18 protein-coding genes and 2 pseudogenes are annotated in these 21,909 nt (G+C 58.7%); 14 read left to right on the forward strand and 6 right to left on the reverse strand.

All coding sequences use genetic code 11. The annotated features are described in order from the left end of the window. The first annotated feature begins 1 nt into the window (after window position 1). From sctJ to sctT, 6 genes are read left to right on the forward strand one after another with little or no spacing between them, the layout of a single operon-like run. A complete protein-coding gene (sctJ, locus tag KQH55_RS08805) occupies window positions 2-799 on the forward strand; it encodes a type III secretion system inner membrane ring lipoprotein SctJ (RefSeq protein WP_076794006.1) in 798 nt (265 codons plus the stop codon). Window positions 800-813: 14 nt separating this feature from the next. Next, the gene (locus tag KQH55_RS08810) at window positions 814-1,512 is read left to right on the forward strand and encodes a type III secretion protein HrpB4 (protein ID WP_235090611.1); all 699 of its coding nucleotides are present in this window, start codon (window positions 814-816) and stop codon (window positions 1,510-1,512) included. Then, window positions 1,497-2,570 carry a type III secretion system stator protein SctL gene (sctL, locus tag KQH55_RS08815; RefSeq protein WP_076788449.1) on the forward strand — a complete coding sequence of 358 codons (1,074 nt, stop codon included), beginning with the start codon at window positions 1,497-1,499 and terminating at the stop codon, window positions 2,568-2,570. The genes KQH55_RS08810 and sctL overlap by 16 nt, the downstream gene beginning before the upstream one ends. Further along, the gene (gene sctN / locus KQH55_RS08820) at window positions 2,567-3,946 is read left to right on the forward strand and encodes a type III secretion system ATPase SctN (protein WP_076794004.1); all 1,380 of its coding nucleotides are present in this window, start codon (window positions 2,567-2,569) and stop codon (window positions 3,944-3,946) included. The genes sctL and sctN overlap by 4 nt, the downstream gene beginning before the upstream one ends. Before the next feature lie 10 nt (window positions 3,947-3,956). Then, complete coding sequence (locus tag KQH55_RS08825; protein WP_235090612.1) at window positions 3,957-4,478, forward strand: type III secretion protein SctO; 522 nt, start codon at window positions 3,957-3,959, stop codon at window positions 4,476-4,478. Further along, window positions 4,475-5,287 (forward strand): type III secretion system export apparatus subunit SctT, encoded by an 813-nt coding sequence (sctT, locus tag KQH55_RS08830; protein WP_235090613.1) that lies wholly within the window; start codon window positions 4,475-4,477, stop codon window positions 5,285-5,287. Before KQH55_RS08825 ends, sctT begins: the two co-directional genes overlap by 4 nt. A gap of 200 nt (window positions 5,288-5,487) precedes the next feature. On the opposite strand, the gene KQH55_RS16690 is transcribed toward sctT, so the two are convergent. Next, the gene (locus KQH55_RS16690; protein ID WP_076793999.1) at window positions 5,488-6,210 is read right to left on the reverse strand and encodes a DUF3455 domain-containing protein; all 723 of its coding nucleotides are present in this window, start codon (window positions 6,208-6,210) and stop codon (window positions 5,488-5,490) included. Window positions 6,211-6,544: 334 nt separating this feature from the next. Between KQH55_RS16690 and KQH55_RS08840 the strand changes: the two genes are divergently transcribed. Continuing rightward, window positions 6,545-7,999 carry a helix-turn-helix transcriptional regulator gene (locus KQH55_RS08840; RefSeq protein ID WP_235090614.1) on the forward strand — a complete coding sequence of 485 codons (1,455 nt, stop codon included), beginning with the start codon at window positions 6,545-6,547 and terminating at the stop codon, window positions 7,997-7,999. A gap of 84 nt (window positions 8,000-8,083) precedes the next feature. Continuing rightward, window positions 8,084-9,994 (forward strand): type III secretion system outer membrane ring subunit SctC, encoded by a 1,911-nt coding sequence (gene sctC, locus KQH55_RS08845; RefSeq protein ID WP_373566379.1) that lies wholly within the window; start codon window positions 8,084-8,086, stop codon window positions 9,992-9,994. Here sctC and KQH55_RS08850 read toward each other — a convergent pair. The 3 genes and pseudogenes from KQH55_RS08850 to KQH55_RS08855 all read right to left on the reverse strand — a co-directional run bounded on the left by KQH55_RS08850 (window position 9,971) and on the right by KQH55_RS08855 (window position 12,804). Beyond that, on the reverse strand, window positions 9,971-10,861 hold the full coding sequence (locus KQH55_RS08850) for a response regulator transcription factor (protein WP_235090616.1): 891 nt from the start codon (window positions 10,859-10,861) through the stop codon (window positions 9,971-9,973). The genes sctC and KQH55_RS08850 overlap by 24 nt on opposite strands. 923 nt (window positions 10,862-11,784) lie before the next feature. Next, window positions 11,785-11,872 (reverse strand): annotated as a pseudogene (locus KQH55_RS16695) (transposase); the annotation flags it as partial. A gap of 203 nt (window positions 11,873-12,075) precedes the next feature. Beyond that, window positions 12,076-12,804 (reverse strand): HrpB1 family type III secretion system apparatus protein, encoded by a 729-nt coding sequence (locus KQH55_RS08855; RefSeq protein ID WP_235090617.1) that lies wholly within the window; start codon window positions 12,802-12,804, stop codon window positions 12,076-12,078. An 810-nt stretch (window positions 12,805-13,614) separates the two neighbouring features. Here KQH55_RS08855 and KQH55_RS08860 point away from each other — a divergent pair. From KQH55_RS08860 to KQH55_RS08880, 5 genes are all read left to right on the forward strand, one after another. After that, a complete protein-coding gene (locus tag KQH55_RS08860; protein WP_235090618.1) occupies window positions 13,615-14,886 on the forward strand; it encodes a YadA family autotransporter adhesin in 1,272 nt (423 codons plus the stop codon). Window positions 14,887-15,366: 480 nt separating this feature from the next. After that, on the forward strand, window positions 15,367-16,215 hold the full coding sequence (locus tag KQH55_RS08865; RefSeq protein ID WP_235090619.1) for a helix-turn-helix domain-containing protein: 849 nt from the start codon (window positions 15,367-15,369) through the stop codon (window positions 16,213-16,215). Window positions 16,216-16,259: 44 nt separating this feature from the next. Next, window positions 16,260-17,159, forward strand: a complete 900-nt coding sequence (locus KQH55_RS08870) for an EAL domain-containing protein (RefSeq protein WP_235090620.1) — start codon at window positions 16,260-16,262, stop codon at window positions 17,157-17,159. Between the two features lie 22 nt (window positions 17,160-17,181). After that, window positions 17,182-19,236, forward strand: coding sequence for an LTA synthase family protein (locus KQH55_RS08875; protein ID WP_235090621.1), 2,055 nt, complete (start codon window positions 17,182-17,184; stop codon window positions 19,234-19,236). 457 nt (window positions 19,237-19,693) lie between these two features. Further along, complete coding sequence (locus tag KQH55_RS08880) at window positions 19,694-20,512, forward strand: helix-turn-helix domain-containing protein (RefSeq protein WP_235090622.1); 819 nt, start codon at window positions 19,694-19,696, stop codon at window positions 20,510-20,512. Between the two features lie 108 nt (window positions 20,513-20,620). Here KQH55_RS08880 and KQH55_RS16910 read toward each other — a convergent pair. Both KQH55_RS16910 and KQH55_RS08885 read right to left on the reverse strand, forming a co-directional pair. Then, window positions 20,621-20,764, reverse strand: a pseudogene (locus KQH55_RS16910) (phasin family protein); the annotation flags it as partial. A gap of 58 nt (window positions 20,765-20,822) precedes the next feature. Continuing rightward, window positions 20,823-21,029: a hypothetical protein gene (locus tag KQH55_RS08885; protein WP_076788431.1), complete on the reverse strand. Its 207-nt coding sequence runs from the start codon at window positions 21,027-21,029 to the stop codon at window positions 20,823-20,825. A gap of 625 nt (window positions 21,030-21,654) precedes the next feature. Here KQH55_RS08885 and KQH55_RS08890 point away from each other — a divergent pair. Continuing rightward, window positions 21,655-21,795 carry a hypothetical protein gene (locus tag KQH55_RS08890; protein WP_235090623.1) on the forward strand — a complete coding sequence of 47 codons (141 nt, stop codon included), beginning with the start codon at window positions 21,655-21,657 and terminating at the stop codon, window positions 21,793-21,795. The last annotated feature ends 114 nt before the right edge of the window (window positions 21,796-21,909 follow it).

Here is a 21,909-nt window from a genome sequence, read left to right on the forward strand (position 1 = left end):
CATGTCGACGGGACAACAAACTATTATCATCCGAATCAGCCGGATGGTGCTGGCTCTGCTGGTGTGTGTCTCGTTATGGGGTTGCCATAAGGAGCTGTATAATAACCTGTCCGAACAGGACGTCAACGAAATGATGGTCGCTCTGCTGGAGCGCGGCGTAGACGCATCCAAGAGCACGCCAGATAACGGAAAAACGTGGTCGTTGAGCGTAGAAGAAGCAGAGATTGTGCGTGCGATGGAGGTGTTGCGTGCACGTGGATTGCCGCATGCCAAGTATGACGACCTCGGAAGCCTGTTTAAACGAGATGGGTTAGTTTCCACGCCGACTGAGGAGCGCGTGCGGTTCATATACGGACTGTCGCAGGAATTATCCAACACGTTGTCCAAAATCGATGGTGTTGTAGTCGCGCGGGTGCAAATCGTATTACCCAATAACGATCCACTTGCCTCGCAGACCAAGCCCTCGTCTGCATCGGTATTCATCAAGTACCGGCCGGATTCCGATGTGGCGGCATTGGTGCCACAGATTAAGACGCTGGTGGTACACAGTGTCGAGGGTCTGACCTATGAGGCGGTCAGCGTTACCGCGGTCCCGGCGGATCCACTGGATCTATCGCGTATGCCAAAGAAGCAGTCCTATATATTGCCCGTCGTGGTGGCGATACTGCTTTTGATACTGCTGCCGACAGCTTGGTGGCTGTTTCGCAATGACGCGAGCGATGGCCGTAAGCTGTTTGACCGCATAGCCGGGCTATTGCGCGGGCGAACGAAGCAGGATGGTGCGGCGTCGGCTCCGTAAGCGGGATGGTCGCGATGTCGCCTTTCGACCGTGCCGCTGCAGCGCTTCAAGCATACGACCGTAACGTACGCGACGCGATTTGCTGGGCGCACCCATCGTGGCTCGCCGGGGCACTGAGCATCGATGTCCGCGCAGCCGAAACGTTACGAGCCGCGTTGTCTAGCGGGCCGCGTACGCAGCTGGACAAAGCTTCCTTCATTCTATGTCGTGCCAGCGGCGTGCCGATGCCTAGCATGACCTCATTCCTTGCGCCAGGCGCGGCGATGTTGGATGCGCTTCCGCCCGAGCAGGGCTTGCGCATGCTCAGAGTGCGCGCGCTGTTGTTCCGTAGTGCGCAGATCCGTCACCTGATTGATAAGGGAAGCCGCATGCGCTTGGTTGACTGGACGGGTGTTCCTCTCGACTCGATTGTACAGGCATCTTCTGGCGCGCCCGACATTTCGACGTTTGAATTGGGTGGAACAATGCTGCCATTGGATGAAATAGACGCGCAGACATTGGCGCAGGAAGGCTACTTCCTGGTTATCCGGGATGAAGAGGGTGCTGCGGCCATGACCACACGCCGTACGCTTTTGCGGCTTGCGTTGCCACGTGATGCTGGTCCGTCGCGATGGTTCAATGGGCGCGTGGGCGGACTGGACAAGCAAGGAACGCGCAATATGATAACTCATTTGAGCGCGTGGCTACCGGAGTGGAAATGGCTATTTGGCTGAGGTCGCCGTATTGCTTGCCTGAGACACTCGTTGCTCGCGTTGGCGCCGGCAGCGACATCATTCCGGCGCAAGAGTTTGGCGCACTGATGACTATTGAGCAGGCCTATGCTCAGCTGGAAGCGGACCGGCGCGCGGCAATCGAGCGTGCAGAGAAAGAGGCTGCTTCATTGATCGACGCAGCGCACGAGGCTGCCCAACAGATACTCGATGATGCCAAGCGGGAGTATGAGACAGCGGCAAAGCGCGGATATCAGGAAGGGGAGCAGCGCGCGCTGTCCGAGTGGATGGAGCGGCTGGCGGAACTGGCCGACGGCGAGCGTCGAATGCAGGTCCGCATGCGTGAACGATTGGCGCAGATAGTGACTGTCGGTGTCGAACAGATCGTACAGGTTCAGCATAGCGACGCACTGTTCGAGCGTGCATTGGAGGTTGTCGACCGAATCGTCGAAGGCGCAGCATATGTGCGGGTGGTTGTCAGCGAGGTGGATCACGACAAGGCTTGTGTTGCGTTTGAGCGCTTGGCAGCGCGGTGGCGGGAAATGGGGCGCCCGTTTCCACTCACTGTCGTTGCGGACCGGCAATTGCCCGCCGGAAGCTGCATTTGCGAATCAGACTTTGGTTCGATAGATGCGAGCCTTGCTACTCAATTGCGGGCCATGCGTACCGCAATCACAAAAACCCTGAAACGTTCGTTGGTCGAGATGGAAGAAACCGGAAAGGGGACGGACCGTGTCGCGCAACCAGACGTCCGCCTGTCCGCCGACGGCGATGAAGATCAACTGGGCGACGATGTGTATGATGAAGGGGCAGGTGACGAAGAGATTTTGGATGGCTATCTTGTTGATGATACGGATGACGAAGAGGATGCCATGAATGTCGGCGAGGACGCCGCGGATGCAGAGGAGGAAGACACCGCGGATATCGGCGAGGATGCTACGGATGTTGAGGAATACGTCGCGGATGTCGATGAGGACGAAGGCGAGTTGGACGACGATGCGGACGTCGTGTCGGACGAATGGGGCCGATTCACTCGTGGGGAGTCGGAGCGCGCGCCATGAACCGTGCACACAACGTCGGCCGTACCGGTGACGCCGAATATGAGAAAGCGCTTGAGCTTGATGCGCATCGCCTGACCGATGCAATCGAGAAGGCCATTTTGTCGACCCAGGCGATCGCGCGCAACGGTAAGGTGCTGGAGGTCATCGGCACGCTTGTGAAGGTCGGCGGCTTAGATGTGACACTGGGCGAGCTATGCGAGTTGCGCGCGGCGGACGGCAGCTTGCTGCAGCATGCCGAGGTAATTGGTTTTACGCGCGACGTAGCATTATTGTCGCCGTTTTCGCGGTTGGAGAACATATCACGCTCGACCCGGGTGATCGGGCTTGGACGTCCGCTGTCGGTTCCCGTCGGCGATGTGTTGCTTGGCCGTGTGATTGACAGCCTGGGCCAGCCGATCGACGGGTTGGGCTCCATCGACGCAGACGAGGAGCGCCCGATCTTTGCGGATCCTCCCGATCCGATGAGTCGTCGTATGATCGAGTACCCGATGGCCACGGGCGTGCGTGTCGTGGATAGCATGATGACGCTCGCGGAGGGCCAACGCATGGGCATTTTCGCACCCGCTGGCGTCGGCAAGAGCACGCTGCTCGGTATGTTCGCGCGCGGTGCGCAATGCGACGTTACAGTCATTGCGCTGATCGGCGAACGGGGCCGCGAGGTGCGGGAATTCGTCGAGTTGATTCTCGGCAAGGAGGGCATGGCACGATCGGTGGTCGTCTGTGCAACATCGGATCGGTCCTCGATCGAGCGCGCGAAGGCGGCATATGTCGCCACTGCAATTGCCGAATATTTTCGCGATCGCGGTCAACGCGTGTTGTTGATGATGGATTCGCTGACGCGGTTTGCCCGTGCGCAACGCGAGATTGGACTGGCAGCGGGCGAGCCACCGGCGCGACGCGGTTTTCCGCCCTCTATTTTTGCTGAGCTGCCGCGGCTGCTGGAGCGTGCCGGCATGGGCGCGACCGGCTCGATTACGGCGCTATATACGGTATTGGCCGAGGACGAGAGCGGTAGTGACCCGATAGCGGAAGAAGTCCGGGGCATCCTGGATGGCCATATGATCCTGTCGCGCGAGATTGCAGCGAGGAACCAGTATCCGGCGATCGACGTGCTCGGAAGCTTGTCTCGCGTGATGTCGCAGGTGATGCCCCGAGAGTATGTGGACGCCGCCGCGCGCGTGCGCGAACTGCTCGCAAAGCACCGAGAAGTTGAGATGCTGCTGCAGATCGGTGAATACCAGCCCGGGGGGAATCCGCTTGCCGACGAGGCGATCGCCAAGATTGACGCAATCCGCGATTTCCTGAGCCAGCGCACCGACGAGCGGGCGGACCCCGACGATACACAGTCCCGCTTGTTTGATCTGGTAAGCAACTAGCGAGAGCGTCATGCGAGGCTCAGATCGCCGAATCACTGCATTGCGCCGGGCGGTGGCTCGCCGAAAGCGCATAGAAGACGAATTGCGCGAAATGCTCGCTCGGCAGCGCGACGAACAAGCGACGTTGCTCCATAGCTGTGAAGACAAAGGCACCCAGATCGAGCGGGAGCGGGACGTAGTGCGCGCCCATGAAGAGCGCATTGCCCAAATGATGACCGGCAGCAGTTGCTTTTCAATCGCTGAAATGCAGGCTTCGATGCGATATATGGATCTTGTGACGGATCGTATCCGAGTGCTGCAACGTGAGTTGGCTGCGCTCGAACAGCAATATCGGGAAAAGACCGATGAAATCTCCCGTACTGCACAGGCCATCGCGAGCAACCGTGGTCGGATCGATGTATGCGAGCGTCGCATTGGCGTGTTGCGCCGCAAACTTGATGAACTTGCGAGCGACATCGATGACGAGGAAACTGAGGAAGCGGCGTTGGCACGAGCCAGAAACCATATACGATTAGGAACGGGGCGGAGATGAACAAACTATTGGAGATCTATGGCGAGTATCACGACGCGATACACGGCTATTTGGCAATGCTGACATTATGCTCAGAACGCGCCTTTATTTTATTCTTTATGTTTCCACCGACCGCCGACGGCGTTCTGCAAGGCGTTGCGCGCAATGGCGTTGTGCTATTGTTCAGTTCATTCATCGCTTACGGCCAGCCCGTGGCTTTCTTTGAATCAATGTCGAGCCTAAGATTTGTTGAAATCTTCGCACGTGAGGCCGTCATCGGACTTGCACTCGGCTTTTCGGCGTCGATCGTATTCTGGGTTGCGGAAAGTGCCGGGACGTACATTGACGATTTGACCGGCTACAACAATATCCAGATTACTAATCCGGCCCGCTCCGAACAGAATACACCTACTGGTACATTGCTGACACAGATCGCCACCGTGGCATTCTGGACCCTTGGCGGCATGCCTATCCTGCTCGGCGTGCTATACGACTCATACAACTGGTGGCCGATCACGTCTCGTACACCGATTGCCGAGAATATCCTCGAGAGCTTCGTATTGCATCAAACGGATACGTTGATGCAAATGACGGCAAAACTGGCTGCTCCGATCATGTTCATTCTTCTGCTGGTCGATTTGGCTTTTGGTTTCGTCGCCAAATCGGCGCAGAAGCTAGAAGTCATGCAACTGAGCCAACCCGTCAAAGGCGCATTGACCGTCCTGATCCTCGCGCTATTCGTCGGCATCTTTGTCGAGCAAGTCCGCGGTCAACTCGTGCTGGCAGGGCTGTCAGACTATATGCGGGAGTTGGTGCACGGACCGCGGTGAAAAAAGAGCCGGCCAGCGACAAATCCACAGTCGGCATTGATTCTGCCGCTGGTGTGCGGCGATCAGCACCGCCATCACATCGCCATCACGCACAGCGCGACAGTGACATGAATATGCATACGTACTATGCATCCGAACGGCAAAGCCAACCGGCCGTTCGTCATGGTCGAGACAAACGCAAGCGCTGCCTCAGCGGCAAACTATTTCACCCCACACGCAGGCATCTCAGACTTGCAATTCGCCTCCACTGCCTGCTGGGAGACATCGGTCGTGCCATCACCCGGCGTGACGGGCTGCCCGCGCCGATAAAACAGATAAGTAGCCGAGTACGGTACATAAAGCGCCGTGCGTTCAACCGAGCAGGCGGGATCGGGAGGCAGTCCTCCAGACGTTTGCACGCGCTGTATCGACGTGATGTTGGCGAACCTGCCGGCTTCTCCGGGTTCCGCGGAGGAATGGACGGCGGTCAGCCGTTGCCACGGCAGCGTCGACGCACTGATTATTTCCTGCGCAAGCAACCTTGTCACGACGTAGCTGCCGTCGGTTGCTATGAAATATCCGCCTGGTGATATAACTCCGGCGCTGTGGCGCGACGCATCAACCAGTGTCGCCAGCGTTCCGGTGGCATGCCAACTCAGTTGGTTGCCGTTGCGTTGGCACACATACGTTTCATTCCCGTGTACGCGGAATACTTCCTGCAGTACTTCGACTGGCTTGGCTTGGAGCGAAGCGGGCAGTGTGCTGTTCGACGGCGGCACATCGGGCGCTGCACAAGCCGCCAGCCCTAACGCGCAAGCGCCCGACACCAGTATGGCGGCGCGTTGGCCATGCGCGGGCGGCCGGCGCGCCGGCCCGCCGTCGTTGCCGCTTGACGGGACTCGATGTGCCCGCGCCCAGTTTAGAAGATAGGTAAGAGGATTCACCGTGCGGCATCCGTCAAGATCGGCTGGAAAGAACCAAAGTACAACGCTATCGGGCCGCAGCCGATGGACGGCATGCGAAACGATGAATGACCAGGCGTAGTAATGGGCTGATGTCTACATCCCACCAGCGGCGGTTCCGATATGCTCTGTGCCGGTGTCGCGTTCCTAATTGCGCGGAAGAATTTCAACAGTCCTCAAAATATCGCAGTTTGGTCAGATTTGTTGAAAATGTTGCAGGATGGTTCGACTAGATTCCGATATGTCAGACCCGCAAGGGCGCTTGTAATGACGTTGTGCGTCAGGCCATGAGGCGCGCGCATATTGGAGTCTCACGATGCTCATAACACCGTATTTCCCGTTGGCTGCAGCCCTGTCGTCGAAAGACGTGCCAGCCGAGTTCATGAACAAGTTGGTTGAAGCGAATCTCACCGCCGCAGGTGGCCAGGCAAGCCGGTGGGGCGAGGATGAGCGCGAGGACCAACAGGTCGCCGGGCTGCTGCAACTGCACGCCGATATGCAAATGACGCTGGGTATCGATGACGAGGCAGAAACGTCGTATCGGCGCGCGCAGCGCGCGGTGCGAGAGTGTGCTCATGCAGTCCGGGCCGCCTCTTGCCGCAATGCCGGCTGGCAGGCGCTGTTCCGCTGCAGGCTGGCGACGGCGCTGTCTTGCTTTGTCCGCCTGGTCGACGACGCGGAGCTGGGTCCGTTGCAGCGCCTGGAGGCTCAGTTCGGTCTGGTGTGCACATTGCACGAACTCGGGCAGGGCCGCTTCCTGCGCGATGCGATCAAGCAGCTGATCGAGCTTACCGAGGAGGCGCCGCCCGAGGTGGCGGAACGCTGGCAGGAGGTTGTGCTGACGCTGCGTCTGGATATCGCGGTGCAGCGCGAGTTGAGATTATCGTCCCAGCTTGGTGACCACGCCTACTGGCTGTCTGGTGCTGGTGACGAACGATCGCTTGGCAGCCGTGACTCCGGTGCGTTGATCGAAGCTTTGGAGACCGATGCGCAGCGTGTCCAGATGCCGTTGCTTAAGCAACGAATCATGTACTTGCGTCATTTGCGGCTGTTGTCGCACGGCGTGCGCGACGCAATGATGAACATCCAGCAACACTTGGACTGGGCGTCGCGTAACGGATTGTCCGAGTATGGGCGATCAACTCGGATCGAGATCGGCTTGGCGGCGTTGCACGCAGGCGCGCCCCAGCTGGCCGAGTCGGTGGTGGAGTCGCTGAACCGCGTCGATTACGTTTCCAGTACCGGACGCCGGCAAATCGACTATCTCTATTGCCTTGCCAAGATCAGGCAAAGCCAGGGTAAGGTCAACGAGTCGATGCAGTACTACACGCGCTATGCGGTTGTCTCAACGCAATGCCTGCGGGATGACTCCCAGGCGTTGGTGTCGTTCTCCAGCCGTGCGACGCCCCAGACGGGCCAGCTGGACGACATCAGCGCGCGGCTGCCGGCCAAGTACCGGCGAGCGTACCGATACATGCAGGAGAACCTGAATCGGCATGACCTATCGGTGCGCGAGATCGCCGCGGAGGTTGGCGTGACCGAACGGGCCTTGCAAAGTGCTTTCAAGAACTTCCTCGGATTGTCTCCAACCGAATTGATTCGACGCCAGCGCATGGAGCGCATCCGGGCGGAGCTGTTGAGTGACTCGCTGGAGAGTGAACGCAGCGTGCTGCGCATCGCGAACAAGTGGGGCGTGCAGAACCGGTCGACGTTGGTGAGCGGGTATCGGAAAGAATTTCAGGAAGCGCCGTCGGAGACGCTCGACCGGTAGACGAATACCCGTTAATCGTCTTGCGTGTCCGACCGTGGGTGAAGGATCCATGCAACCTTGACAACGCGTAAATCGATGACAACAATGAACTGGATGCAGTCAACTCGGGGTGTGGTTTCAGCAGGCGCGGGCACGATGCGCAAGAAGCTGGTCTGTGCGGCATGCATTGCATCGCTTGCTTTGGCCGCCACGCCGGTCTTCGCCGATGACATACCGATACGCTGGCATAGCCGAATGGTCCATGTGTCCGTAGAGGGCAAGGATATCAAGGATGTCCTGCGAGACTTGGCGTCCAGCCAGGGCGTGCCCGCGACGATATCCGGCGATGTTCACGGTAAGGTCACGGGTCGTTTCGACATGCCACCGCAACGATTCCTCGAGACCTTGGCATCGACCTTTGGCTTCGTCTGGTTCTACGACGGAACGGTGTTGTCAATCAGCGATTCGAGCGGCGTGACACGGCAGGTCGTCCAGTTGCAACACGCAACCATCGACGACTTGAAGGCGGCACTCGACAGACTGCGGATCACCAATCCGGCCTTTCCGTTGTCCTACGACGATACCCGCAATACGGTACTCGTTAACGGGCCGCCGCAGTACGTACAGCTGATCGCCGAGGTTGCGCGGCGAGTCGACGCGGCCGTGGCCCGGCAAGCCGGTTCGCAGGTACGCGTTTTTTCACTCAAGCACGCCTGGGCCGCTGACCATAATGTGGACGTCGACGGACAGCGCTATGTTGTTGCTGGCGTAGCCAGTGTGTTGTCAGCGCTATACCACCCTGAGAGCAAGGCGGCGCTGGGCGGATCGGAAAACGGCTCGCAGAGCGGCTTCGCGAAGGCTTACATGCGGCGTGTCGATCCAATGGCCGACGCTGTCGGCAATCTTGGCGGTACGGCAGCCGGCGGCGGACCGAACGGTTCCACGGTGTTGATGCCGCCCTTGCCGGATAACATGCCCGCGGGTACTGTGTCGCCAGGGCTGGCTGGACTGCTGGGCGGGATCGGCTCAGGTGGCCGTACCATGGGCGGGAGCATGGCCGGGCTGCCGGGGCAAGGCGCAGGCGATTATGGCGGCGGCGCCGCACGCTACACGGCTGGCTTCTCCGGTGATTTGGGGCCGGCCGCCGATACCGCGTCACTGCCCGTCATCCAGGCGGACGAACGCACCAATTCGGTGCTGATCCGCGATTTACCGGAGCGCCTGGCACAATACCAGTCGCTGATTGACGCGCTTGATGTCAAACCACGGCTGGTGGAAATCGAGGCTCACATCATCGAAGTCGACGATGACGCGCTCAAGCAGATTGGGGTGGACTGGCGGGCACACAACAGTCATATCGATTTGCAGACCGGCAATGGTTTGCACAGTCCCTCGTCATACGACGGTACCCTCAATCCTACATTTACGTCCAAAAGCAGCGACGGCACGACCGTTATCAGTACCGCGCCTCTTGGCGCGTCTCTGACGGCTGTGCTGGGCAATGCCGGACGCTACCTGCTGGCGCGGGTGGACGCGCTGCAGAGTGCCAATCTCGCGCGTATCGACGCCAGCCCGAAGGTCGCGACATTGAGCAACGCGGAAGCCGTCATGGATCACAAGACACGCTTCTTCGTGCGCGTGGCCGGCTACACGTCGGCAGACTTGTACAGTGTGTCAACGGGCGTGTCATTGCGTGTTCGGCCCCTGGTCGTGGAAGAGGATGGGCGCACGCAGATCAAGCTGGAAGTTCACATCGAGGACGGACAAGTGACTAATCAGTTGGTAGATAATATCCCTGTTGTCACGACTAGTACGATCAATACCGAAGCGTTTGTAGGGCAGAACGAAAGCTTGCTGATAGCGGGATACCGAACAGACTCCTCGTCCAATCTCGAAACGGGGATACCGCTGTTGTCCAAGATTCCGCTGATCGGCGGCTTGTTTAGATATCGTAGTGACCAACGCAGTCATATGGAAAGAATCTTCCTGTTGTCACCGCGCATCATTGAGTTCTAGGATCGGTGCCACGGACGCCGGGCACTGCCATTCGTGCCTGGCGTCGAGCACGCATTCCACCGTCGGATTGACGTCGTCGTGGCGACGTAAAACCTTTTCGTCGCCGAGCGACCTGTGGGCCGTGGCAAGCGGAGTCTCGAGGGGGCTGTCCATCATCGCCGACGTCGCGGTATCGGCCTCAGTGGCTTCGACCCGATAGCCATGTGCATACATGGTGCGCAGACGCAGGCCATGCGTGCCATGTAGTTCCAGCTTTTTGCGCAGCTTGTAAATATGCTGCTCCAATGTTCGGCCTACGATGTCCTCGGAACTGCTCCACACCGCACCAGCGATTTGCCGACGGCTGACATATTCCCCGTAGTGTGAAAATAGCAGCCACGCAATCGCGAACTCTCGCGGTGTCAGCCGCACCGCATCGCCGTTGACGCGGACAATGCACGTATTCGGATCGAGACGATAAGGGCCGCACTCGATCACGCTGGCATGGTCTGTACGACGGGTGACATTGAAGCGTCGGATCGCCAGATGCACCCGCAGCAACAATTCTCGTGGATCGATGGGTGTGAGCACAACATCATCCGCGCCGGCATCCAGCACGTGCACGATACTCGCCCGGTCCTCGAGCGCCCCGATGACGATCAAGGGCGCGCGACGGTCCGCATAGCAGGCCCGGCGCGCGAGGAATGGCCGCAAAGGGTTAATCCCGATGGCTGAATCGACCAGGATGGCTTGAAATTCCTCACGATAGACTGCACGAGCGAGCGCCACATCGTCGACGAACTGCTGGCATGGCTCGTCGTCGGCCTTGAAGCACGCTTCGATAAACTGAAATAAAACTCTATTTCCGGTAAGAATGGCAATTCCCATTTCTTCTCCAGTAGATTCTTAATTGAACCGCTTTTCGCGACTGGCGCTATGTCAGGGAGCGGACAGGGATGCGACATTCCAACTGTACGGCAATACGAGTGTCAACTATGTAACGCGTTGTTTCAAACAAGCGAACGCGCATTGCTTTATCCGCAGCGTAGGTGAGTTGTCGATAGCACTGTCCAATATTTGTCTTGTGAGCCAGGATCAGATTTTTGAGATTTGTAGACTCGGCGCGACTGTTTGTATTATCGGATACCGCTGTGCAGAGCGTCTCCGAGTCCATGCAGCCGGTAAGCCCAGCGTAGCGGTAGTGTGGTGGCTGCTACAGCGGATGGCTGTTTTACGGGTAGCCTGCGCTAAATTGATGTGTATGGATTTTGAAAGGGAATTGTGATATTTCAGTAAGCGATATATTGCTGGTACCTCAAATCTGCCACTTACCGCAGGTACGCGTCGGCATAGGTATTGCACCATTGGAACCATTATTCTTTATTGCGACACCTGGAAAGCTGATATTCTGATATTGAAATAGTACAAGCTAATTTGCTTTGTGCTCATGCTGCGTAAAGCGACGTCATATTGACGTGCCCTGTCGTCGACAAAAATGGATTGCTTGCGAGGCACGGCCGCGGACCCAGGGTGCTGGGTTCGCGTCATCGTGCCAGCAAGAATAGATTAAGCCGACTGGCGCAACGGGTAGATTGGCCGAAGGACGATAACAGAGACGCTGGTGTAACCTGACCGACCGAAGCGGAGTTGGAGTTGTATGACCGGCCTATTCTAGTTACTAGCTCAGCCTCAGCCCAGCCCAGCTCAGCCCAGCCCAGCTCAGCCCAGCTCAGCTCAGCCCAGCCCAGCCCAGCTCAGCCCAGCTCAGCTCAGCTCAGCTCAGCTCAGCTCAGCATCCGTCTCGGATGTAGTCGGCGGCCAATGGCCACCCCGCGCAGGGCGCGCTCGACAGGTAGGTTGTCGATTTCAAGCCGCCTCATCGCAATAGCGTGTCAGCGCCTAGAGGGGCGGCAGGTCGGCACGATATGCTGATTGTGCCCGGCGGAGCGCCGATGCGGATGCCGCACTATCGTCGTAGCACCGGTGTGATCCCGGCGCGCGCGTTTCTGCGCCGTTTGCATGTCAATCCGTCCGACTGCCGCCGGTTCTCATCGGGGTCGTGACGGTGCGGCGGTGCGCCTCGCTAGTACGGTAACCGGTATTCAGCGTGCACACGCCACCGCATGCTCGATTTGTGCGCGCATATGCTCGTGAGCGTCGCTGTCCACGCCCAAGGTGTTGCCCTCCGGGCGCATATTGAGCCGAAGAAAGGTGGCGACCACGGACAGGGCGACTGGATTGCCGTCTTCTAACACCAGCTCGACATAGCGCCGCCATTCAGTGTCCCGCAGGTGATAAAGGCAACACGCGATCAGGGCAGCACAGGCCGCGCCGCCTTGATGCCGTGCCTCTATCGACTTGAGCACGCGCAGCGCACCGATCCAGTCCGACTGCCGCACACGCAGATTCGCTTCGCTGAAGTCGACGTGGGTTGACGATGGCTTGAGCACGCGCAACGCCAGCAGTAGGTCGTCGAGATCTTCGGATGGCACACTGGCCATGCCCAAGGCGAAGAGCCGCAGCAGCGCGCCAACTGTCTTGTCGCTGCAGTTTAGGTAGGAGGCGCGGCGAACGGACGATAGCGCATTCATGACGATGTCGCAGTGTGTTATCAGACTTGACGTGTCGCCGATCACGTGCCGACGACCCTGTCGATGGTATGTCGACAGACGCAACGCACCGGCCATACGTGCGAACTCATGGATGGATATCGGAAATAGATGCTCGAGCCAGGCCGACTCCGCGTCTGGCTGCGTGCGTAACGGATTGCATGTGGTTGGGTTGGCCTGATCGTCGAGCGTTTCGTGCTGATAGGCGTGTGGTTTGATCACCGCGGGCCATCCGTTGTCTTATACCTTCGTCGCTTAACTCTGTATCGTATTGTGCTTCTGGATATTTATAAGCCATACTAAGGAAATGGATTTGATAAGGATAACGATTTATTAGGAGAGTGGGTAAGAATTGGGTCATGGCGTGGCTTCAGCGGTGACGCGTCATCCGGTGATTGCGCGTCAGGAACGAGCGTAGGCCGTTGCGCGGTTCGTTGACTGGGTCGACGGCTTCGCATAACCGCCATGGTGGTCCGCGATTGTCGAATAAGCTTCTGCTCCTCGACACTGTCATCGTGGTGCGTTTGCATTCTTTGCCTGCAGCCGATTTTCGACTGCATCGTCAGCGCGGAGCGCGAATGTACTAACGCGTGGCCCGACCGCCGCGACCACGCGGCTTTCGCGTAGCTGCGCCTTCCTGCGGGAGGCGTGTGCTGTGCAACGACTCCGGAGGTGCGTCAGCCGCCGTGATACACCGGTCGATCCGTGCCGTAACAGTCGATGTCTAATCGCATTTGCCTGGCGTGGCATTGGCGATATGTTGCTGGCTGGATGCGACTTATATGGCCTTTGTGAGCGGAATAATTTAATGAGCGTGCCCGATTTATTGGCAAATTGTGAAATTGCTCAACGAGTTGCATATGGCCTAGCCGACATATCCCTTTTGATTTCCGCACGAATATTCTTGTCCGATTGCATTCGGAAGTGCGTAGACATACATTCCGCTTACATCCCGTTCCGAGGTCAAGCGCCTACAAGGGGAGTCAAATGAGCGGATTTACGAGAGGACTCGGTTATGAAAGGCCAACGTTGATGCAACAGATCGCGTTCCAGTGTCGCTCGAATTACCCCCTATTTAGAGCATCGGGTAACTTGCGCATGCTTGGTATTGCTGTGGGAATAGCGCTCTCACGAGCGGTAGCGGCGGCGGATAATGTTTATGTTAATAATGGCGTCAGTCCGTTCGATCCTGCCTTTTCAAGCGCTGCGAGAAACGTTGTAGACCATTACACCGTTGACTTGTTATCTCCAGTAGTGTCGCCGCTTCCACGGCGCTTGGATTCCCGTAGCCAGCGTGACTTGACCAGTCCTGGCATTGAAGGCAACAATGGAAATGGGGAGCGACTTGTTACCCGCAAAAGTCAGCAAAGTCCGCAGCATCAGATCAGCCCTGAACTAGTTTCGCGCCTGGACGGGATGGGTCGTCAAATTCGGGCGCTGATTGAGGAAGGTGCGGCAGCCCTTGTAATGCCTGCTCCTAAGATGATGGAGCCGAACTCCCCGTTGCCTCTGTATGTTCGTCCTGTGCAGCTGCCCCACGCGGGGGAGCGTGCATCCATGTTGGAGGAGGTCCATGAACTGGTCGATAAGGCGATATCGCAGTGGGAAGCGGCCAACGAAAACTCGGCGGCGATCAGTCAGCGGTTCGCCGCTGAAACGCACATGAAGAACGTCTACGCGCATTTGCTTAAGCGCGAGAAAGCAAAGGCGAGCATTGCTGCTGCACAACTGGCTCCTGCTGAAGACGGCAGCGTTGTTGTCAATACACCTTCCCCCACAGGTTTAGTCGAGGCTGGACATCCGGACTCGGATCAGCTTGTGCCGAGCGGATCGATGTCCGGCGGTGAATCACTTAATTATGCCCTACATCCCGAATGGCTGCACTCATTGGTCGCCGAGATTATCTCAACAACGCCGTTGAGGTTGCCTCCGGGCATTAGCATCGATGACGCTCGCATGTCCGTCGGGGCGCCAGGTAGCGAACGCAAAATCGTCAACGTCGCGCGTGGCACTCATTCCACCGACGCAGTCAATAAGGGGCAGTTGGATGAGGCTGTTGCCCGCGTTGATGGCGACGCGTCCGCCGGCATCGCGTCGGCGATGGCCGTCGCCGGATTGCCACAACCCACTTCTGCTGGACGAAGCATCGCGACAGTATCCAGTGCGTCGTACCGCGGTAGGCCAGGCATGGCATTGGGCGTATCGCACGTGACGTCGGATAACCGTTGGGTGATGAAACTTGCCGCAAGTGCCAATGGACGAGGTTACTTCGGAGCGGTCGCGGCAGGCGGTTTTCAGTGGTGATGGAGCGGTCGATGGCTTGTAACACGACGTCGCGTGCGGTCCGGATCGATGAGGCTTCCCCCATCCGGCGCGTGCTTGACGCGGCGACGGAGCCGAATCGCAGCACAGGCAACCGCGCGAGTCTGGGTCTGTGGGCATGTCGTGGCAGCCCGCTATGGCGCCGGCCCAATGCCAGGGGTGCTTGCCGAAAGATGAAAGCAAATTAGCGGATACCCGCCATTAGTTTTCGTTCATCCGACGCGCAACGTTCGAAAACCGGCAATGAAGCTTACGATGCATGTTGATGCATTGGCTCTTGCCAAAGATAGTTTTGACAGGCCATATGGGATACTTAAGACATACAGAGTTATTGGAGGAAGTCAGGGGCGACGTCGGGGTAGCCAAAGCCTCAACCGACCGGGTCGTCGTGATCTTTCTCTACGAGTCATTCTCGCTGGCGGACGTCGCTGCCGTGGCGGATGGCTTAGCGTCGCTAACCGGGTGCTGGAGCGCAGCAGTGAATGGCGCAACCGCTACGTGGTCAGGCTGATGTCCACGCGTGGCGGCGTGATGGCCTCGACCTCCGGCATTCGTGTGTGGACGGATGGGCTAGACGCTCGCTATTTCGGCGCTTCCACGGATACGGTGCTCATTGCCGGCGGCCCAGGCGCTCGCGCGGCGTCTGAGGATTTCGGGCTGGTCGGCTGGTTGCGTAAAATCGGTCCGTCCACACGGACCGTGTGTGCAGTGGGCGAGGGCTCAATGGTGTTGGAAGCAGCCGGCGTGCCTGCTTGGCCTGAGCAAAGTCTGCGGCGTATTCGCTCCTCGCCAAAGCCGGGGCCTGCGTCCGGTTGTGTTTCGGACTGCTATCGATCTAACGATGGCTTCTTTACTGCGATGTCGCTGGTTTCGCGCGATTACAGCCAAGAGGTTGTCCGGGACGTAGCTGAGTTTCTGATGCCCCGTTGTGCGCGCCGCGTCATCGAGTGGATGGGGCATCCGACCGCGGCAGTCAGCGACACGATTCGCGCCGCGGCGCGTCGGTTGCAGTCTGGATGCGAACGCGCCTTATCGATTTCAGATGCAGCACGGGCAGCCGCCATGAGCGAGCGTAATTTTCTGCGCCGTTTCAAGCTAGAAATGGGTATTACGCCGTCGGAGTTCCTGCTCCGTTGCCGCTTGGAAAAGGCATGCGAATTGCTAGTCCGCTCAGACTTACCGGTCGACAAAATTGCCCGCCGTACCGGCTTGGGTAGCGGTGTGCGGCTGGCGACATTGTTCCGTAAGCGCATGTTCACGTCGCCGACGTCTTACCGAAACGCCGCCCGCAGGCGCATGGATCAACCCTGATCGTCTTGCGCGCGGTCAGACGCGCAGCGCGACGCAACCAACGGATGAGCGCGGCCGCGACGGGCGACGCTGTATTATGGAGGGGGCTTACCCGAGTCACGGGTGAACGGATGATCATGGATATGCAAAGCAGCCTGCGCAGGGAACTGGATATCTACACCAGGCGTTCCAAGGCGTTGGCTGAAGCAGCATGGATCGATGCCAGCCGCGTGATCGATCTCATCGCCCGCGATGGCTTGGATGTGCGCTATGTCCCCAAGATCGCCGTGTCGAACTTGCAGTGCGTCGGATTCGAAGCTCAGGCCCGCCTCAAAGGTACGTTCGGGCGTGCCGGAACGGACAGCTTCCTCGGTTGCCTGGAGCGCACTGGTATCGTCAGTCCAGTGGATGTGTGGCTCTGTGAAGAAGTCGAGCAGGCCATTGGTCGATGGGCGCAGCGCGAGATGTACCCGGCTGTCTCGATCAAGCTTCATTCGGATACGATGGCATGCGGTCCGGCATTTGACGAAGTGATCAAGGCGTTGCGCTACTTGAATGTCGAGATAGAACTCGGTGCGGGTGTGTCGCTTGCCAAGGACAGCACACTGAGTTGTGTTGGACGCTTGCGTGACAGCGGTGCAAAATTGATTATTGATGACTTCGGCGCCGGCTATACGAACTACCAGCGACTTGCCGGCACGCATTTCGACTCGGTAAAACTGGATAGGGACCTTATTTGCGGATTGGATTGCGCCCGAGGGCGCGTCGTTCTCGCCGGCGCGTGCGATCTGTGTCGGAAACTCGGTTTGAAAGTCATCGCGGCAGGCATCGAGACGCAGAACCAGTTGGAAATCGCCAGAACGCTGGATATCGATTTCTTTCAAGGCCTATATTTTGGACCGGAGTTGTCGTGGGACGAGGCGAGCGAGTATTTTGCCATGCAGCGCGTGCGTCATACGGCCTGAACGGTCAAGCTGGGCAAATATTATGCGCTCGTTGAGATTTGCCAGATCCGCGCTCCTCGTGCTGATAGCGGGCAGCGTCAGCTTTGAGGCATTTCGTATTGCTTATCTATTTTACTACGGTGGCGCTGCACAAGTGTTCGACCACGGCGCCGAGACGTTGCACGCGCTGTGGATGGGTTGGCGATTTGACTTGAGGGTGCTGTCGATCGCGATCCTGGTGGTGATGCTGCCCGTCTTCGTGGTGACAAAGTGGCGCCCCCTTAGGCGTGCCGCTGGGCTGCTGCAGCGCCTGTCCATCGCAGCGATACTGCTGTGCGTGAACCTCGGCTCCGCTTGCCAATTCTATTACTACGATTTCTATGGCAGCCCATTTAATCCGATGGTGTTTGGGTTGCTGGGTGCCGATCCGTTGGGGACACTGGTGGCGGCGCGAAGTCAGTACCCGGTCGTGCGATGTGCGCTACTGATGGCTCTCGTTACCGCTTTGCAGATGTGGGTCATCCTGCGGCTTTCCGGGAGCGCGCGTGTCGATCGAAACGGGCAAGCGCGGCCTCGCGAACGCATGCGTTGCGTGCTGGACGGCGCAGTGCTGGTCGTGTTACTGCTCGGCTTGGCTCGTGGTGGCCTGGGCGAGGCTGCGCTCGGCTCGCGCGAGGCGGAGATTTCCACGCGTGCATGGATCAATGACTCGGTGCGCAACGCAGCACAGGCGCTATACGACGCCTATGCCGACCGGCGCAGCCAAGCCAAAATCGACGAAGACCCCGCATGCCAATTAGCGCGCTACGGGTTCCGCTCCACCGATGAGCTGGCCCGTGCGGTCGGCGCTGCCTCCGGTGCGCCGCCGGATCTGGAAAGCGTGGTGTTCCGCCGCACTCCGGAGAACCGATTTCTGGCCGCGCATCCACCCCATGTGGTTTTCGCGCTGATGGAATCATGGGGCGCGCATCCGCTCGAATTCAGCACGGCCTCCACCGACCTGGCGGGCGTGATGGCAGAGCACTTGCAAAGCGATTACCTGTTCCGCAATGTTTTCCCAGCTCGGCTTGGCGGCCACGCGGCGCTCGAGGTGCTATTGCTCAACTCGCCGGTCTCGCCGCTGACGCAAGGTGACCAGGGGTTTGTCACGTATTCGACATCGGCCGCGCTGCCATTCAAGACCAAGGGCTATCGAACCGTGTTCGTCTATGGCGGCAGCGGTGCGTGGCGATCAGTGTCGCGTACGATGCGGCGTCAGAACTTCGACGAAGTGTACGACATGGCAGACATCATTGGCAGGTACCCGGATGCAAAACGCACGATCTGGGGCGTGTACGATGAGTACCTGTTTCGATTCGCGTTCGATTTGCTTGCCACTCGTGACGCGCTGGGCCAGAAGATCCTCCTGTTCGTCACGAGTACGACGAACCGCCCCCCTCACGTCGTGCCGAGTCATTATTTACCTCCGCCGCTGGACTTGAGCGACATGCGCCGGCATTTCGCGGCCGATTTCGACAAGGGTAGCCGTATGGTGCAGACGTATCAGTATGCCACTCACCAACTGGGCATGTTCGTCAGCCGGGTCGAGGCCGCACAGTTCGGCAGCAAGACTATTATCGCGGCAACCGGTGATCACAACATGCGCGGGCTGTTCCGGTATCAGCGGCCGGAGCAGAGCCGGGAGCTGTATCGTGTACCGGGTTTCTTCCGTGTGCCGCCGCCGTACCGTCCCCGTTTCGTGCCGGATCTGGAACGATATGCCGGGCACGCAGATTTCTTTCCGACACTGTATCATCTCGCGTTGTCCGACGCGCGCTATCCGGCGTTCGGGCACAGTCTGTTCGCGCCCGCCCCGCAGACCGAGCAATTTGCCGTGATCGGCTTCAAGACGATGTTCAGCCGCGACGGCGCGATGATGCCGCTGGTCGGCGAGCCAGCCGCATTCCGCTGGCAGGGCCCCACGTACGCGCTTGTGCCGGATGAGGCACCATCAACGCTGCTGCGCGAGCAGGCCGCACGGGCGCGGGCGCGGATCGCGCTGGCGGACTGGTACGTGCGCTACCAGGTCATTCGTGCGCGCACGGGAGAAGGATACTGACTGATAACGTGTTAGCTGCGGCGCAGGCTGATGCGCCGCTTCAGGTTCCCGTCACGTTGCGGCCGCAGTACGCTGCGCAACTGCTACGATTCGCAACCTGAGACATGCTCAGCTTGCACGGTACGTGCAAATCGACTACGGCCGCGAGATGGCGCTCATTGCGTGCACGCAGTAGGACACGCGCCCGGCTATTCATGGCGTGGCGCAAGCGGTAACTGATTCGGACAACGACAAGGCCGAGTTCGCGAATGTTGTTGTTTGCGCGGGACTGTGGGTTTGCGCTTCACAGCGACGATCCGGAGGTCGTCAAAGTCGAATGGCCGCTTCGGTAGCGGGAGCGCCACTCCTTTGTGGCATCGGGAGCTTCGCCGCGACGGGCGGCAACTGTATGCGTCACGCGGTCGCATTCACGGCGCGGGGCGCGATTCATGCCGCCGGCATCGGTATAATTTGCGCCATGATTCTCTCCATAGCCGAACACCATGCCGGGCCGCCTGCCGATGCTGCACATCGCGCAAATGTGGCGAACTGTCACAGCGTGCATCACGTCGACGAGCATGTCGCGGTCAACAGCGGCGAATCGATGCGGCACGACGTGTCGCGCTGCTCGGGCTGTGCATTACGCAACCTGTGCTTGCCGCCGGAATTATCGAGCGACGACATCGAGCAGTTTCATCAGGTCGCCAGCATGAAGCGTCTGGTGCGCCGTGGCGACGTGCTGTATCGTTGCGATGATCCATTTCGCAATATCTTTGCCATCAAGACCGGCTCGTTCAAGACGGTCATGGTGCTGCGCGATGGTCGCGAGCAGGTTACCGGCTTTTACTTGCCGGGCGACGCGCTAGGCCTCGATGGTGTGTGTTCGGACCGCCATCGTTGGGATGCCGTTGCGCTCGAAGACAGCCTGGTGTGTACGGTGTCGTTTACTCGGCTCGAGGCGTTCTGTCATCGGCAGCCGGCGATGCAGCGGCATCTGCACCGGATGCTCAGTGGAGAGATCTTGCGCGAATCCGGGCTTAACGTATGGCTGGGCACGATGAACGCCGCGGAACGCGTGGCGGCGTTCTTGCTGAACCTATCGAAGCGCTTCGCCGTGCGGGGTTATTCGCCGAACGAGTTTCAATTGAGGATGACTCGGGCAGAGATGGGCAGTTATCTGGGTTTGAAACTCGAAACCGTGAGCCGGATATTGTCCGGCTTCAGCCGGGCAGGGCTGGTCGACACGCAGGGCAGGAACATTCGAATCCTCAATGCGACTGCGCTCGCCGCCGTCTAGGCGCGCCGCTGCCCGCTTGGACGGGGGCGCTGCCTGGCGTGCCGATGAGGGAGCGACCCATTCGCGCACGCCGGTGACGGACCACGCCTGCCGCGTGGCTTGTTGAATCTGTTGCAGTGTCGTACGCCAAGCCTGCGAGTTCAACTCCGTCACTTTTTCGACACCATCGAAAACTTTGCCGGCTAACCCGAACAGCGTATTGATACCGGATTTTTGCGCAGCGGCAAGTTGTTCCGTGATCACGAGACTCATGACTAGGCTTGTTGGACGTTAGAGGCGGACGCGGGCTCGGATGGCTTGGCCGGCGGAACTACGCGGAAAATCGCACACGCGAGCATGCGTCGAGGATCGACTGGCCAACTCGCGTCAGCTGCGGCGAACGGCCGCCGGAGGCCTGATCGTGTAATACGACGAGTTGGCGCTCGAGTAGCGTGCCAAGTTCGGCGCGACTCAGATCGATCTGGTCTGGCGAGTGCTTGATGAGCATGAGGGTCGCGAATTCGTGTGGACTCAACATTTTCGGCTCCTGACTAACAACCCCGGTTCTGTAGAAATGACTTGGGCTCGCAAAAAATTCGGTTAAATATGCCAATTTCCCCCGGCGGCTGGAAGACAATTCTTTCCCCCACCATTGGACGGCATTTTTGACTCTGTCCAATGGATTAACCGCAGCGAGTAGGTATTAATTGCAGCCCGAAAAGAATAATGTGCTGGCTCGAATTGTGTTGCGCCACAAACGTTTTTCGACGCCAGGAGCGAATATTAATCTTCTCCAATTCACGCCGCAATAGCTGACAAAAAATTATACGATTGCTTAAAACACGATGCGATGAATGGACAAGCGTAGGAACCGTTTGGATGAAGTAAATGAACGGCAAACCGCGGACTGGAACTTGTATGCGGGCACCTTGATATCCAGCAGGTACTGAAACAATCATCCTGCTGCCATTCATTGATACGGAAATGCGGCGCGGTGGGATGTCGCGGGCCGCGGCATATTGAATCTTGAAATAATGCTACGCGGCTAATTAACTTGCTATTAATGGACACGACAAATTTATCTCGTGCTGCGTTTGCTTGACGGCAGCATAGGAGAGACGGCGCTCGAAGGGCCCTCACCGGCGCGATCAAGTCGACGACGCTTGAATGCGTCGCTCAAAGGCCCGGACTACAGCATTCGCCTGATCACAATCGAGAACTCGCCAGAGTACTTCATTCGTGGCGCGGGGCAAACGCTCCTGCTCGCGGACGGCGACAATGAAGATGCAATCTCGGCAGCCTAAGTGAGCTTGGGGCGCGCGCGACTACTGGCATGCTCCGATACTCGCTGGAACCAGGCGAAAGCAGCCAGTTATCCAATGTGCATTTCTTTGTGCCGATCCGCTGCGCGAACTGCC

Source organism: Mycetohabitans sp. B3, assembly GCF_021498065.1.
GTDB lineage: Bacteria > Pseudomonadota > Gammaproteobacteria > Burkholderiales > Burkholderiaceae > Mycetohabitans.